Source organism: Bifidobacterium amazonense, assembly GCF_018555435.2.
GTDB classification, from domain to species: domain Bacteria; phylum Actinomycetota; class Actinomycetes; order Actinomycetales; family Bifidobacteriaceae; genus Bifidobacterium; species Bifidobacterium amazonense.
The window spans coordinates 1-15,457 of sequence record NZ_JAFEJT020000022.1; the positions used below are offsets into that span (position 1 = coordinate 1).

Here is a 15,457-nt window from a genome sequence, read left to right on the forward strand (position 1 = left end):
ACGACCTACGACTTCACCACGATCATGGACCGCCACGGCAAGGACGCCATCGCGGTCGACGGTCTCGGCCAGGATCCGGGCTTCGCGCCCGAGCCGCCCAAGCCGGGCTTCGACGTGATCCCGATGTGGGTCGCCGACATGAACTTCCCCACCGTGCCGACCATCACCGAGGCGATCATCGAACGCGCCAAGCATCCCGCGTTCGGCTATTTCACACCGACCGACGAATACTACGACGCGATCATCGGCTGGCAGCGCGACCGCAACGGCATCGCCGGCCTGACCAAGGAGCACATCGGCTACGAGAACGGCGTGCTCGGCGGCGTCATCTCCACGCTAACATCGTTCGCGGCCCCCGGCGACGCGGTCCTGCTGCACAGCCCGACCTACATCGGCTTCACGCACTGCATCGAGAACAACGGCTACCGCATCGTCCACAGCCCGCTCAAGCGCGACGCGGACGGCATCTGGCGCATGGACTTCGACGACATGGATCGCCGCATCAAGGAGAACAACATCCACGTCGCCGTGTTCTGCAGTCCGCACAACCCGACCGGCCGCGTATGGGAACGTTGGGAGATCGAACGCGCGATGGAGGTGTACAAGGCGAACGATTGCGTCGTGATCTCCGACGAGATCTGGTCCGACATCATCCTCTCCGGCCACCAGCACATCCCCACCCAGTCGGTCAGCGACGACGCGCGCGACCGCACGGCCGCGTTCTACGCGCCGAGCAAGACGTTCAACCTCGCCGGCCTCGTCGGCAGCTACCACATCATCTACAGCAAGTATCTGCGCGACCGCATCGTCGCCAAGGGCTCCAAGCCGCACTACAACGACATGAACGTGCTCTCGATGCACGCGCTCATCGGCGCGTACAAGCCGGAGGGCCGCGTCTGGTGCGACGATCTGCGCGAGACGATCACTGCGAACGTCGACTATGCATACGATTACATCACGTCGCACTTCGACGGCGTCACACTCGCCAAGCCGCAGGGCACGTACATGCTGTTCCTCGACTGCGCCAGCTGGTGCGAACGCCACGGCATGACGATCGGCGAGCTGGAGAAGCGCGGCTGGGACGTGGGCGTCGCCTGGCAGGACGGCACGATGTTCCAGTGGCCGGACACGATCCGCATGAACCTCGCGCTGCCGCTCAGCCGCGTGCAGGAGGCCATGCGCCGCCTGAGCGAATACGTGTTCGTCGACTGACCGGCCGGTCGACGCACAGACTGACGCACAGGCCAACGTACTGACGAACATGCCGACTAACGTGACTGATATGTCCGATACATCGCAACGCACCACCGATGCCACTCCCGGCAGCACCAAGCCGACCCCGTCGTTCGAGCGCACCCCGCGCGACCTGCTCATCGGCGCCGCGCTCGTGCTCGTCGGCGGCATCATGTGGGGCACGAACGCGACCGTGTCCAAGATGCTCATGGGCACGTACCACGCCGATCCGCTGTGGATCGCGTGCGTGCGCGAGCTGCTGGCCGGCGCGATGTTCATCGCCGCCGCGGCCGCCTCGCCCGTCCAGCGTCCGCTGCTCGTCGGCGCGCTGCGCGAACGCCGCTCGTATCCGCGGCTCGTCGCCAGTGCGCTGGTGTGCGTGCTGCTCGTACAGGTCGCCTATCTGTGCTCGATCGACGCGACGAACGCGGGTACGGCGACCGTGCTGCAGTCGCTCAACCTGCTGTTCGTGTTGGCGTACGTGTGCCTGCGCGGCCGGCGACTGCCGAACCTGCGCGAAGGGGCCGGCGTGGCGCTCGCGTTCGCCGGCGTGGTGCTGCTGGCGACCGGCGGCGACCTGTCGACGATCAAACTGCCGCCGATCGGCCTGTTCTGGGGACTGGTGAACGCGTTCGCGACCGCCGCGATGGCGATCATGCCGATCAAACTGATCGCGAGGTGGGGCAACATGACGGTGAACGGCATCATGTTCGTAATCTCCGGCATCGTGCTGCTGCCGATCGTGCGGCCGTGGGCCACCGCTCCGCAGCTTGACTGGTTCGGGATGCTGCTCATGGCGTACACGGTGGTGATCGGCACGTTCGGCGCGTTCGGCCTGTACCTGGCCGGCATGATGCGCGTGGGGTCGATGCGCGCGACGATGCTCGGCACGAGCGAGCCGGTCGCCGCGACCGTCACGTCCGTGGCGTGGACCGGCGAGGTCTTCTCCCCCGCCGATTTCGCCGGGTTCGCGATGATCCTCGCGATGGTCTTCCTCGTGAGGTGAGCGGGGAAAGGAGTTCTCGCCACAAACCAACGCGTAATCCCCTTCTGGTGTTGGTCCTTGGCGGGTAACAAAGGATTCTCGCCGCAGACTAACGTTCCGTGCCCTTTCTGCGTTGGTTTGTGGCGGGTGACAGGGAGTTCTCGCCATCCGCCAACGCTCAATCCCTTTTCTGCGTTAGATTCTGGTGGGTAATAAAGTGTTCTCGCCACAAGCCAACGCTTGGTATTCTCTCAGCGTTGGAACTTGGTGGTCAGCAGAAGGGTTCTCGCCACGGAATAACGCCCGGTATCCCTCCGGCGTTGGCTTATGGAGAGGATGCCCGAGACGTAGTTGGAGCCGATTGCGACGTTGCTGGCATTGAAACGTAATGTACTGTTCATCGTGCGTTCAGATGTCGGCGGTTGCGGCGATGGACCGGTATTCCACAATGGTGGTATGAGTGGAACAATCAAGGGTTCGCGGGACAACGTAGTGAGGTTGCTGCGTCGCGTCGCCGCGGCCGCGACGGTCGCCGCCGCCTCGCTCGGCCTGCTCGCCGCCTGCTCCTCGCCCTTCGGCAACGGCAGTGATCAGACCGCTTCCGGATCCGACAAGGTCCAGACCTTCGAACCAGCGGAGGGCAAGGCGGAGGCGACCCTGAACATCGCGTCCGGCTCGGAGAACAAGGAGGTCGCCGACGCGATCCAGAAGGCCGTCGACGATTCCGGCGTGGCCGTGACGATGAACTACATGGGCTCGCTTGACATCATGGGCGCGCTCAAGAACGGCGGCGACACGTACGACGCCGTCTGGCCGGCCTCGTCGATGTGGATCTCGATGGGCGACACCAAGCACATCGTCAAGGACGCGGCCAGCACGTCCACCACGCCGATCGTGTTCGGCATCGCCAAATCCAAGGCCGAACAGCTCGGCTGGGCCGATTCCTCCGGCAAAACGCAGTCGGTCAAGACCGCCGACATCCTCGCCGCCGTCTCCTCCGGCAAGCTCAAGTTCTCGATGACCTCGGCCACGCAGTCGAACTCCGGCGCGTCCGCATACCTCGCGTTCATGACCGCGCTCACCGGCCGCGACGAGCCGCTCACCGCCGCCGATCTCAACGACACGACGCTTACGAACCAGGTCGCCGCGCTGCTCAAGGGCGTGGACCGTTCGTCCGGCTCGTCCGACTGGTTGAAGGACATGGTCGTCGCCAGCCCCGACCGGTTCGATTCGATGGTCAACTACGAGTCGCTCGTCATCCAGGCCGACAAGCAGCTCACCAAGGCCGGCCATGACCCGCTCGTCGCGATCTACCCGGCCGACGGCATCGCCGTCTCCGACTCGCCGCTCGGATATGTCGACCGCGGCCAGAATCTCGAGGACGCGTTCGCCAAGTTTCAGAAAGCGTTGTCATCCAAGGACTCCAAGCTGCTGTTCGAACGCGCCGGCCGGCGCACCGGGCTCGGCGGCGCGCTCGCCTACGGTTCCGACAGCCAGGTCCAGCAATCGTTCCGCGCCGAATGGGGCATCAACACCAGCGCCGATACGCTGAAAACCATCGCATTGCCCTCCGCAAGCGTCATCGACCAGGCGCTCACCGTCTACCAGACGAAACTGCGCAAGCCCAGCTACACGATCTGGGTCGTCGACTACTCCGGCTCGATGAACGGCGAAGGCAAGGACGGCGTCGTCAGCGGCCTCACGTCGGCGCTCGACCCGACCAAATCCGCGCAATACCATATCGAACCGTCCGGCGAGGACGTCAACGTGCTCATCCCGTTCTCGTCCACCGCGGAAACACCCGTCACCGCGCACGGCACCGACACCGGCGAACTGCTGCGGCAGGCCGAGGAGCGCGCCGCGACCGGCGGCACGAACATCTACGACGGCCTGAACTCGGCGTTCAGCATCCTGCCGAGCAATCTCGACGACTACACGACGGCGGTCGTGCTCATGACCGACGGCCAGTCCTCGACCTCGAGCCGCCAGTCGTTCACCGACCGCTACCATGCCTCCGGCCACGACCTGCCGATCTTCTCGATCATGTTCGGCGACGCCGACCCGGCGCAGCTCAACGAACTCGCCAAGCTCAGCAACGCGAAGGTATTCGACGGCCGCAGCGGCGACCTCGCGGCCGTGTTCCGCCAAGTCAAGGGATTCAACTGATGATCGGCGTGATCGCGGGGTTCGTGATCGGCTTGGGACTCGCCGGGCTTGCGTTCTGGCTGGCCGGCGGCGGCCTGATCGGGCTGGGACTCGGCACGGTGTGCGCCGTGCTCGGCTATGTCGCCGGCTCGACGCTGCTGCAGCCGGAACGTCGGCTCGGCAAGGTCGTCGTGTCCGCGCTGCCGAACGGGCAGAAGGCCGCGGCCGCGATCGACGATGCGAACACGATGCTCAACCGCGTCGGCATGCTCGCACGGCAGGTGCGCGACCCGCAGGTGCGTGCCGAAGCCGACGACTTCATCGCCGCGACCCGCGATCTGACGCGATACGTGAGCACCGACACGAGCGCGTACGCGACGCTGCGGCACTACACGAACGTGTACGGCGACCAGACCGCGAAACTGCTCAAGTCGTACGTCGACGTCGAACAGTCCGGCGCGCACGACCAGCTGCCCGTCGCGCAACGCGAGACCGTCGAGGCGCTGCAGGTGCTCGAACGCGCGGCCGCGGGCGAACTGTCGCGCGCGGTGTCGGCCAAGACGCTTGGCATCGCGGCCGATTCCGAGGCGATCCAGCGGCTCGCGCGCATGGATGGGTATGCGGCGGAGGACGAGGATCGGCCGGCCGTGACACCGGGCGCGTCGGCTGAGGGGGAGAGAAAGCCATGAAACCAACCAAAGCGAAGATCATCGGACTGATCGCGCTGCTCGCGGTCGTCGCCATCATCGGCGGCACGCTGGTGTGGCGGCAGTCCCAGCCGAAACCGGTCGAACTCGAGCAGGTGACCGGCTATCTCGGCGGCGAGAAGATCGGCCTGTTCGACGACGAGCGGTTCGCGTCGCTCGCCAAGGACGCCGGACTCGACGTCAACTACCGCAAGGCCGGGTCGCTGGCGATGATGGACGCCGACCGCAAGGGCATGGACTACCTGTTCCCGTCGTCGCGCGCCGCCGTCGAATACGGCAAGGCGAAGGGCGTGGACACGTCGAACTCCGACATCGTGTTCAACTCGCCGATCGTGATCTACACGCACAAGTCCGTCGCCGACGCGCTCACCGGCAGCGGGCTCGTCAGCAAGGACGACGCCGGCGCGTACCACATGGACATGGCCAAGGCCGTCGACGCGATGACGGGCAACAAGACATGGGCCGCCGTCGGCTACGCGAACGGCTACGGACAGTTCCGCATCGACTCGACCGATCCGGTCAAGTCGAACTCCGGCAACGAATACGCGGCGCTCGTTGCGACCGTGCTTAACGACGGACAGCCGGCGACGGTCGATTCGGTCAACCGCGACTCGGACAAGATCCGCGCGATCTTCGCGAAATCCGGCTGGATGGAAACCAGTTCGGAGGACAGCTTCAACCAGTTCCTCACGCTCGGCGTCGGCTCCAAGCCGATGATGGTCGGCTACGAATCGCAGCTGCTCGACATGGCCGTCAACCAGCCGGACGCGTTCAAACAGGTCAAGGACGATGTGGTGATGATGTACCCCACGCCGACCGTGTGGAGCACGCACACGTTCATCGCGCTCGACGACAAGGGGGAGAAGCTGCTCAAACTGCTCAAGACCGCCGACGTGCAGAAGCTCGCGTGGGAACGCCACGGCTTCCGTGCGGCCAACTTCGCCGGCACCGACTCGATCAAACGGTTCAACGTCCCCGGCACGCTCGAACAGGTGACCGCCGTGACCGAACTGCCCAACAACATGGCCATGCAGGCCATCATCACACTGCTCGACTCGACCCGGGGATGACGCCCGGGAACGACCAACGGGCCTCACGACATGCAATGCCCGAAGAAAGGAAGAACATCATGACCAAGCAACTCACGCTCGCCGACCTGGCGGGCGGCAGCAACGCCGTCACCAGCCCGGCGGCCGCCGCGGCCTCCACGCTCGCCGATCCGAGCGCCGGCCCGCTCGTCCCGACCGCCGACCAGGCCAAGGCCGAGGCCGCGCTCACGCCGGACCAGCAGATCGCCAAGCTGCCCGTCGCCGACCAGCAGCAGATCGCCCAGCTCGCCGGCAACATCGACTTCACGCGCGACGGCATCGAATCGTCGTACGGCAAGGACGTGCAGCGCGCCACCTCCACGTTCGCCGACGAGATCCTCTCCGAAACGCGCTCCAAGGACACCGGCGAGGCCGGCGACCTGCTCGCGACCATGCTCACCACCATCGACGAAGCCGAACTCGGCGGCTTCCGCAAGATCCCGATCATCGGCCAGGTCGCCGTCTCCATCGATAAGCTGCGCCGCCGCTACCAGAAGGTCGACGCGCAGATCGACGAGATCATCACCAAACTCGAGAAGGCGCAGGCCAAGCTCGTCGCCGACATCGCCATGTACAACACCATGTACGAGCAGAACGCGCAGCAGTACCGTTCGCTCAAGCTCACCGTGCTCGCCGGCAAGAAGGCGCTCGCCGACTTCAACGCGAACCAGCTGCCGGCGCTCGAGGCCGAGGCCGCCAAGAGCGGCGACGCGATGCAGGCGCAGGTGTTGAAGGACTTCAAGTCGAAGCTCGACCGGTTCGCCAAGCGGCTCGACGACCTCGACCGCGTCAGCGTCGTCACGTTGCAGACCGCGCCGCAGATCAAGATCATCCAGAACGCCGACCAGACCATCGTCGACAAGATCGACACGACCATCTCCACCACGATCCCCGTGTGGAAGTCGCAGATGGTAATCGCGCTCGGCCTGTCCAACCAGCGGGCGGCGCTCGACCTGCAGAACAAGGCCGACGACGTGACCAACAAGCTGCTCTCGCGCAACGCCGAGGCGCTGCACAAGGGCGCGGTGGACGCGGAGAAGGCGAACCAGCGGTCCGTGATCGAGATCGACACGCTCGAGAAGATCAACTCCGAGCTCATCGCGACGCTGCGCGAAACCGTGCAGATCCAGAAGGAAGGCAAGGCGAACCGCGAGGCCGCGCAGGTCAAGATGCGCCAGATCGAGTCCGACCTCAAGGCCGCGCTCATCGACAACGCGCAGCGGCTGTAGGGCGGCGGGTGCGGCCCCGGACCGGACGGACGGTCCGTGCGGCAACTCGCGCCAAACCGCGCCGAACATAGGGGGACTGACGTAGACTGGGGGCGTTGGAGCATGGACGCCCCCTTCGCGTGGGGCGAATGCGAAAAGAGTGAAGCAAGGGAACCATGAAGACTAACGCAACCGACGCCCCCGACGGCCAAGGCGGCGCGCGCGGCGGGCGTGCCGCACGCGGCGGCCGCGCATGGACGCGTGACGCGCGGTGCATGACCGGCCTCGTCGCCATGATCTGTTCGCTGGCGCTCGCGTTCGGCAGCTGCCTGCTGACGATGATGCCGCTCACCGCGCTCGCCGACGAGTCCGAGACCGGGTCGATCACGGCCGTCTACAAGAACGGCGATACGCCGGTCGCCGGCGTGACCGCGAATCTGTATCACGTCGCCGACTGGGGCGCGAACGCGTTCACGCCGACCGACGATTTCAAGGACTCCGGCGTGAGCTGGGACATCTTCAACGCGACGGCCGACGAATACCGCAAGCTCGCGGAGACGCTGTCCGCGTACATCGCCGCGAACGGCATCAAGCCGCAGGAGAGCGGCACGACGGGCGCCGACGGAACGGTGTCGTTCACCGGACTGGCGAAGGGCCTGTATCTGGTCGTGTTCGCGGGCTACGACGACGACACGCTCACCTGCACCGCGGCCGCATCGCTGATCGCGCTGCCGGCGACCGTCAACACCGACGACGGCGGCACGACGCAGACCATGGATGTCACGATATACGCGAAGACCGAATGCTCGACCCGGCCGGTCACCCCGCCGAGCGAGACGGTCAAGCGCAAGGTCGTCAAGGTCTGGAAGAACGATTCCGACAAGGTGCGGCCGAAGAAGATCGTCGTGCAGCTGCTGCAGGACGGCAAGGTCTACGCCGAGGTCGAACTCAACGAGTCGAACGGCTGGAAGCACGAGTGGACCGACCTGCCGGCCGGCCACGACTGGCAGGTCGTCGAGAAGACCGTGCCGGACGACTACACGGTGCTGGTCGACCGCGAGAACGACGTGCTGACGATCACGAACACGTATACGCCGCCGTCGACGCCGCCGAACACGCCTCCGACGACCCCGCCGTCGGACAATACGCCTCCTTCGGATAACACCCCGCCATCGGATAACACCCCGCCGTCCGACAACACTCCTCCGTCGAACAACACGCCTCCGACGAGCACGACGACCACCAAGAAGCCGCCGATCGGCAACACCGGCTCGAGCGTCATCCTGCCGGCCGCCGTCGCCGCGGTGCTCGTGTCGGTCGCGCTGATCATCCTGATGCGCCGGCGCAGCCGCCGCGCGTAATGTCGCGCAACGCGCCCTAGTGCTGGCGGAGCCTCGGCCCCCTCACTGAGGGGGCTGTCGAGCGCAGCTCGACTGGGGGAGCTCCGCGGCCGAAGGCCGCCACCCATCCATCATCGACAGCCGCGAAGCCCGCGAAACCCGGGCTTCGCGGCTGTCGTCGTCTTCGTGGGAATCGGCCCTGACGGTCGCGGATCACCAGTCCTTTTGACACTCTCGAACCGGTTCGATACAATGGACTGGCCGTTTGGGGGAGACCAAGGAACGGCACTGAGACCAGTCAATAGAAGGAGGTCCCATGAAGAACAAGGTCCAACTCATCACCTACGCCGATCGCCTTGGCGACGGCACCATCAAGTCGCTCACCGACATCCTGCGCACCCGCTTCCAGGGAGTGTACGAAGGCGTGCACATCCTGCCGTTCTTCACCCCGTTCGACGGTGCCGACGCCGGCTTCGACCCGATCGACCACACGCAGGTCGACCCGCGCCTCGGCGACTGGAACGACGTCGCCGAACTCGCCAAGACCCACGACATCATGGTCGACACGATCGTCAACCACATGAGCTGGGAATCCAAGCAGTTCCAGGACGTCATGAAGAACGGCGAGAACAGCCCGTACTACAGCATGTTCCTCACCATGAGCTCCGTCTTCCCCGACGGCGCCACCGAGGAACAGCTCGCCGGCATCTACCGCCCGCGCCCGGGCCTGCCGTTCACGCACTACACATGGGGCGGCAAGACCCGCCTCGTGTGGACCACGTTCACCCCGCAGCAGGTCGACATCGACACCGACTCCGAGGAAGGCTGGGACTACCTGCTGTCCATCCTCAACCACCTGTCCGAGTCGCACGTCAAGTCCATCCGTCTCGACGCGGTCGGCTACGGCGCCAAGGACAACCATTCCAGCTGCTTCATGACCCCGAAGTCCTTCCAGCTCATCGAACGCATCAAGCAGGAGGCGGAATCGCGCGGGCTGGAGACGCTCATCGAAGTCCACTCGTACTACAAGAAGCAGGTCGAGATCGCGCACAAGGTCGACCGCGTGTACGACTTCGCCCTGCCGCCGCTGCTCCTGCATTCGATCTTCACCGGCCGCACCGACGCGCTCGCCCACTGGGTCGATGTGCGACCGAACAACGCCGTCACCGTGCTCGACACGCACGACGGCATCGGCGTGATCGACATCGGCTCCGACCAGCTCGACCGTTCGCTCAAGGGACTCGTGCCCGACGAGGACGTCGACAATCTCGTCAACACGATCCACGCGAACACGCACGGCGAATCGCAGGCCGCGACCGGCGCGGCCGCATCCAACCTCGACCTGTACCAGGTCAACAGCACGTACTACTCCGCGCTCGGCTGCAACGACCAGCACTACATCGCCACGCGCGCCGTCCAGTTCTTCCTGCCCGGCGTGCCGCAGGTCTACTACGTCGGCGCGCTCGCCGGCGCGAACGACATGGATCTGCTGCACCGCACCAAGGTGGGCCGCGACATCAACCGCCACTACTATGCGACCGCCGAGGTCGACGAGCAGCTCGAGCGTCCGGTCGTGCAGGCGCTCAACGCGCTGTGCCGCTTCCGCAACGAACTGCCCGCGTTCGACGGCGAGTTCTCGTACGCGGCCGACGGCGACCGTTCGCTGACGATGACGTGGACGCTGGCCGGCGCCGACGGCACGGTCGAGTCGAGCGCCGAGCTGGTGTTCGAGCCGAACCGCGGCGGACTGGGCGCCGACGTCGATGCGTCGATCGTCACGCTGCGCTGGACGGACTCCGCCGGCGACCACGAAACCGACGACCTGATCGCGACCCCGCCTGTCGCGGCCTGATCGCGGCGGCCCACGGTCCACGGTCCGCCGTCGCGAACCGGTGCGGTCGTGGCCTGAGCGGTCTGAACGGACTCCGGCCGCGACCGTCGATGATGACCTGGCCGCACGGCGGTCGTTGCGCCCGTATTGTCCCGAACGGGCGCGGGGCCGCCGCACGGCCGTTTCCTCGACCATGGCCGGAATGACCTGACGAGAGCGCTTCGGCGCTGGTCATCCCGGCCGTTTCCTTATCCGCGTACGCGTGCGATGACAGCTAGGATTGACGTATGTCTGATGAATCTCCCCGCAAAACCGGCCAGTCGGGCGGCCAGTCGACCATGGCCAAGGTGTTCGACCAGGACAACGTGTTCTTCCGCTTCATGGGTGTGGTGTTCGACCTGATCCAGCTCAACCTGCTCACGTTGCTGTGCTGCCTGCCCGTCGTGACCGCGGGTGCGTCGCTCACCGCCATGCACACCGTGCTGTGGCGCATGATCCGCCATGAGGAGACGTACATCTCCCGCCAGTTCTTCGCCTCGTTCAAGCGGAATTTCAAGCAGGCGACCGCCGTGTGGGCGGTGTATCTGCTTGCGATCGTCGTGCTGACGGTCGACGTGCTCGTCACGCTGCAGATGCCGGCCGGCCAGCGTCGGCTGATGTTCGCGTTCCTGGCGCTCGTCGGCGTGATCCTCGTCGCGCTCGCGCAATGGTACTTCCCGATGCTGTCCCGTTACGACAATACGGTCGGCGGGCATGTGAAGAACGCCGCGTCGCTGGCGATCGGCTGTTTCCCGCGCACGCTGTGCGAGATCGTGATCCTCGTCGCGTTCGTGCTCGCCTACATGCAGTGGTTCGTGTATGTGATCCCGTTCCTCATCATCCTCGGCATCTCACTGCCCGAATACTGCTGCGCCTGGCTCTACAACCCCGTCTTCCAGCGTCTCGACGGCGAGGTCGACGCCAAATACCGCCCGATCCGCCGCGACTAATCGCGACTAATACTGTGTCGGCTTGTGGTGAACTGCAAGATACGATTCACCACAAGCCGATTTCGTCAGACGATGAAGACGGTGGCGGAGCCGGCTGGGACGGTGAGCAGGCCGTCGGCCCAAGTGGCGGGGGAGCGGCCCACCGTGTGCAGAACCGCGCCGGGAGCGGCCTCCAGCGGGGAGGTCGCATCCGTGCCGGAGGGGTTGATGGCGACGATGATGCGCTCGCCGGCCGCATTGGCGTCGGCTGTCGCCGTGCGCTCGTAGACGAGCGGATAGGCATGGTCCTCGGCATACAGGAAACGGATGCCGCCGTCGGCCTGCAGCGCGGGATGCGCGTGACGCAGCGCGATCAGCGATCGCACGGTTTCCAGCAGCGACGACGGGTCTCCGGTCTGCGCGGCCACGTTCGGGCGGGTGCCGTCGGAGGTCCCGGCCGCGGCGATGCGCTCGCCGGTGTCCGCGAGAGCGGCATGGCCGGTGCCGTCGTCGAGCGGCAGGTACAGGTCGGTGCGGCGGGCGGCGGAGAAGCCGGCGTTGGTCGAATCGTCCCACTGCATCGGCGTGCGGGCCCCGGTGCGCTCGTATCCGCCCTCCTTCGACTTGAGGCCGTGCACGTATGCCATGCCGATCTCGTCGCCGTAGTAGACGAACGGGCATCCCGGCATGGTCATCAGGAACGCGAACGCGAGCTTCATCTCGTCCGGCGTGAGCGTATCGCGCATGCGAACCATGTCATGATTGCCGGACGGGATGCAGATGTATCCCTCCCCGGCCGTGTCGTCCACCATTGAGCGGTATGTGTCGACGAACGCGCGCACATCCGCGGTGCCGGCGGCCGCTGCAACCGCGGAAAACCAAGGGTTGTCGCGGAACAGGTCGAGATAGTGCGAGGGGCCGAAGTGCAGCAGGAAGTCCATGTCGAATCCGGCGTGCAGCGCCTCCTTCGGGTTGCCCCACTCGGAGACGAGTACCGCGTCGGGGTGCGTCTGGTCGAGATGCTCACGTATGCGCCGCCACAGCAGCGACGTCCACTGGTGGTCGGGAGTGTCCTCCTTGACCAGGGAGGCGGCCATGTCCACGCGGAAGCCGTCGCAGCCGAGGCCGAGCCAGAAGTCCATGATGTCCTCGAGCAGCAGGCGGCCGCCCTCGGCTTCGGGCGAGTCGGCGGCGAACTGCCAGTCTTCGGTCACGGTGCCGAAACCGTAGTTGAGGCACACCTGCGTGGAGAAGCAGTTGACGGCGGCCGCGTCGGGGCGTTCCGCGATGCCGCCGATGAAGCCCCGCACCGATTCGTACGGCGAATTGAGGCTGGGCGTCTGGCCGATCGGGCGCCAGATGTACCGGTCGGTCCACGCGTTGCGTTCGTCCTTGCAGGATTCGGCGAACCACGGGTTGTCGATGGCCGTGTGGCCGGGCACGAGGTCGAGCAGCACGCGGATGCCGCGGCGGTGCGCCTCGTCGAACAGATGGCGCAGGTCCTCGTTGCCGCCGTAGCGCGCGGCCGTCTTGTAGTAGTCGCGCACGTCGTAGCCGGCGTCGTAGAACGACGAGTCGAAGCACGGGTTGATCCAGATCGCGTTGCAGCCGAGCCCGGCGATGTGGTCGAGCCGGCTGACGATGCCGGCGAAGTCGCCGATGCCGTCCGCGTTCGAGTCCTGGAACGACTGCGGGTAGACCTCGTAGAACACGGCGTCGTTGAGCCATTCGTGACGCATGGGTGATCTCCTTTAATCAGTTTTGGTCAGTTGATGTCCGATCGGTAACTATGGTCGCTATGGGCAATGGTATCGGGGTCGGGTAGACGTGCGGTGGCGCGACGGAATGCGTGTTCCGTCGCGCCACCGCGTCTTGTCGGTTCGCCGTCTACCGCAGTCCGACGGCGAGCGAGACGTTGGACAGCGTCGCCGATCCGTCGGTGACGTAGAAGCCGATCGCGTCGCCGTGATGCTCGCAGACGCGCGTGTTGAGTGCGACGTCGTTGACGTACAGCGTGGCGACGGTGTCGTCGACGATGAGCCGCAGATGGTACGTGTCGCCGGCGTTGAGCGCGATCGGACGCTCCAGTCCGATGTTCATGAACGAGAACCAGATGTAGTTCGGATTCTTTTCGGAGATGAAGCGGTTCTCGGCCACCGGGAAGTGGAACTGGTAGGACTCCTTGGTGACGGCGTTTTCGTAGAAGCGGATGCCGAAGTTGCGCGTGCCGGCCGCGAACGTCACGTCCGCTTCGAGCGAGAACAGGCGTCCGTCGTCGCTGGGCGAGGCATTGGACGGGTTGGCGGACGGGTCGCTGGACGGGTCATTGGACGGTTTGACGGTGGCGATGATCCGCTCCTCGCGGCCGTCCACGGTCAGCGTGCAGTCGTCGATCGGCTGCCGTTCGGCGAAGGCGTCCCACAGCGTGTCCGGCGTCTTGACGCCGAGCGATCCGTCCTCGTGCTGGATGATCTCGTGCGGCACGAACGTGCCGGCCCATTCGAAGTTCTTGCGGTCGTCGTTGTCTTCACGCGTGCCGACCCAGCCGAACAGGATGCGGTGGCCGTTCAGCTCGAACGTGCGTCCTGCGTAGTAGTCGCTGCCGTCGAACGCGTCGTCGGCGGGCGCGGTCCACGGGCCTTCGAGGCTGCGGGACATGCGGTAGACCATCTTCTTCTTGTCGCTGTATTCGGTGACGATGTGGTACCACCAGCCGCCCATACGGAACAGATCGGGCATTTCGTGCATGGTGTAGATGTTCGGGGCCCAGAAGTCGCCTTGGAATTCCCAATGTTCGAGGTCGGCGGAGGTGAACCAGACGGTGCAGCCGGTCTGTTCCTCCTTGGGACCGGTCTTGCGCGTGCCGAGCACGAGCACGTACCGGTCGTGCTCGGCGTCGCGGATGATCCACGGATCGCGCCACTCGTCCGGATCGTACCCGGGCTGCGGCGGCAGTTCGACCTTGTCACCGGTTTTCTCCCAGTGGTACAGGTCGTCGCTGACCGCGTGCAGGAGCACCTGCGCGGCCTTGCCCTGTGCGGAGTAGTCGCGGTTGTAGCCGGTGTAGAAGATGTGGTAGCGGCCTTCGCCTTCGAACACGGAGCCGGCGAAGATGAACTGGTCCTGCGCGTCGTAATCACCGCGGGGGATGGCCACGCCGTGGTCCTCGTAGGTCACGAAGTCCTTGGTGGTGGCCAGGTCCCAGCCGAACGGTTCGCCGAACGGCCCGGGATTGCGGTTGTCGCGCTGGTGGAACAGGAAGTAGGTGTCGTCCTTGCCGAACGGCATGCAGTCGCCGAACCAGGTGCCGGGGAACTGATAGTACAGCTTGTTCATGGGGTCAATCTCTCCTTTGCGATTGTGCTGTGCCGGCTTGGCTGGAGCGTTCCGGACTGTGCCGATGCGTTGGGCCGACTGTCGCGCGGCTCGTCAATCGTTTGACGTCCGCCTGTGCTCATTTTAGTTGCCGGATGGTACGTAAGCGATGGCGGGTGCGTCGCGATGACGTGGCGTAGGTGCGATGCCGATGCCTCCGGTGAATGCGGCGAGTTCGACGGGGTGTGTTGCGCTTTCGGCGTGTCACGACGGCGGTGGTCGACCGCGGAGGGGGATGACGACGGATGCACGCGGTGGTGCGACGGTGGATTTTTCGTTGCAAGGACGTGATTGTGAGCGTTCACTGGGTTTTCGTTGGAATGATGCGGTTTTGGTGGTAGCACATGTTTGTCGAACACGTATCGAACGGCGTGTCGAACCGGTTCGACACGCGGGGGCGTCAATGGTTTGACGAACCGGTTCGATGGCGTTATATTAGACGCAGTTCTTCTCGAACCGGTTCGATTCGGGAGGACGGGAAAAGGGTTCAACGGAAACACGGCAGGTCTCCGGGGGATCGTTTGCCCGAAAAACACCTTCGCGAGCAAGGCTGCCGCGAATAGTGGAAGGAAAGGAA

The 15,457-nt window shown here is 65.3% G+C and carries 11 protein-coding genes; 9 read left to right on the forward strand and 2 right to left on the reverse strand.

Annotated features, from left to right (window positions below; genetic code table 11):
* Positions 1–24 precede the first annotated feature (24 nt).
* The 9 genes from JS533_RS06610 to JS533_RS06650 all read left to right on the forward strand — a co-directional run bounded on the left by JS533_RS06610 (position 25) and on the right by JS533_RS06650 (position 11,526).
* Positions 25–1,212 (forward strand): MalY/PatB family protein, encoded by a 1,188-nt coding sequence (locus JS533_RS06610; RefSeq protein ID WP_241513677.1) that lies wholly within the window; start codon positions 25–27, stop codon positions 1,210–1,212.
* A 70-nt stretch (positions 1,213–1,282) separates the two neighbouring features.
* Entirely contained in the window at positions 1,283–2,239 is a 957-nt protein-coding gene (locus tag JS533_RS06615; RefSeq protein WP_241513648.1) for a DMT family transporter, read from the forward strand.
* 435 nt (positions 2,240–2,674) lie between these two features.
* Positions 2,675–4,384, forward strand: coding sequence for a vWA domain-containing protein (locus tag JS533_RS06620; RefSeq protein WP_241513649.1), 1,710 nt, complete (start codon positions 2,675–2,677; stop codon positions 4,382–4,384).
* Positions 4,384–5,052, forward strand: a complete 669-nt coding sequence (locus JS533_RS06625) for a hypothetical protein (protein WP_241513650.1) — start codon at positions 4,384–4,386, stop codon at positions 5,050–5,052. Before JS533_RS06620 ends, JS533_RS06625 begins: the two co-directional genes overlap by 1 nt.
* Positions 5,049–6,140 (forward strand): substrate-binding domain-containing protein, encoded by a 1,092-nt coding sequence (locus JS533_RS06630; RefSeq protein WP_241513651.1) that lies wholly within the window; start codon positions 5,049–5,051, stop codon positions 6,138–6,140. Before JS533_RS06625 ends, JS533_RS06630 begins: the two co-directional genes overlap by 4 nt.
* A gap of 59 nt (positions 6,141–6,199) precedes the next feature.
* Positions 6,200–7,387: a toxic anion resistance protein gene (locus JS533_RS06635; RefSeq protein ID WP_241513652.1), complete on the forward strand. Its 1,188-nt coding sequence runs from the start codon at positions 6,200–6,202 to the stop codon at positions 7,385–7,387.
* 155 nt (positions 7,388–7,542) lie between these two features.
* Positions 7,543–8,727, forward strand: coding sequence for a Cna B-type domain-containing protein (locus JS533_RS06640; RefSeq protein WP_241513653.1), 1,185 nt, complete (start codon positions 7,543–7,545; stop codon positions 8,725–8,727).
* A gap of 295 nt (positions 8,728–9,022) precedes the next feature.
* Entirely contained in the window at positions 9,023–10,558 is a 1,536-nt protein-coding gene (gene gtfA / locus JS533_RS06645) for a sucrose phosphorylase (protein WP_241513654.1), read from the forward strand.
* A 266-nt stretch (positions 10,559–10,824) separates the two neighbouring features.
* A complete protein-coding gene (locus JS533_RS06650) occupies positions 10,825–11,526 on the forward strand; it encodes a YesL family protein (RefSeq protein WP_241513655.1) in 702 nt (233 codons plus the stop codon).
* 65 nt (positions 11,527–11,591) lie between these two features.
* On the opposite strand, the gene JS533_RS06655 is transcribed toward JS533_RS06650, so the two are convergent.
* Positions 11,592–13,244, reverse strand: a complete 1,653-nt coding sequence (locus JS533_RS06655; RefSeq protein WP_241513656.1) for an alpha-amylase family glycosyl hydrolase — start codon at positions 13,242–13,244, stop codon at positions 11,592–11,594.
* Between the two features lie 148 nt (positions 13,245–13,392).
* Positions 13,393–14,841: a glycoside hydrolase family 32 protein gene (locus JS533_RS06660; RefSeq protein ID WP_241513657.1), complete on the reverse strand. Its 1,449-nt coding sequence runs from the start codon at positions 14,839–14,841 to the stop codon at positions 13,393–13,395.
* Positions 14,842–15,457: the final 616 nt, after the last annotated feature.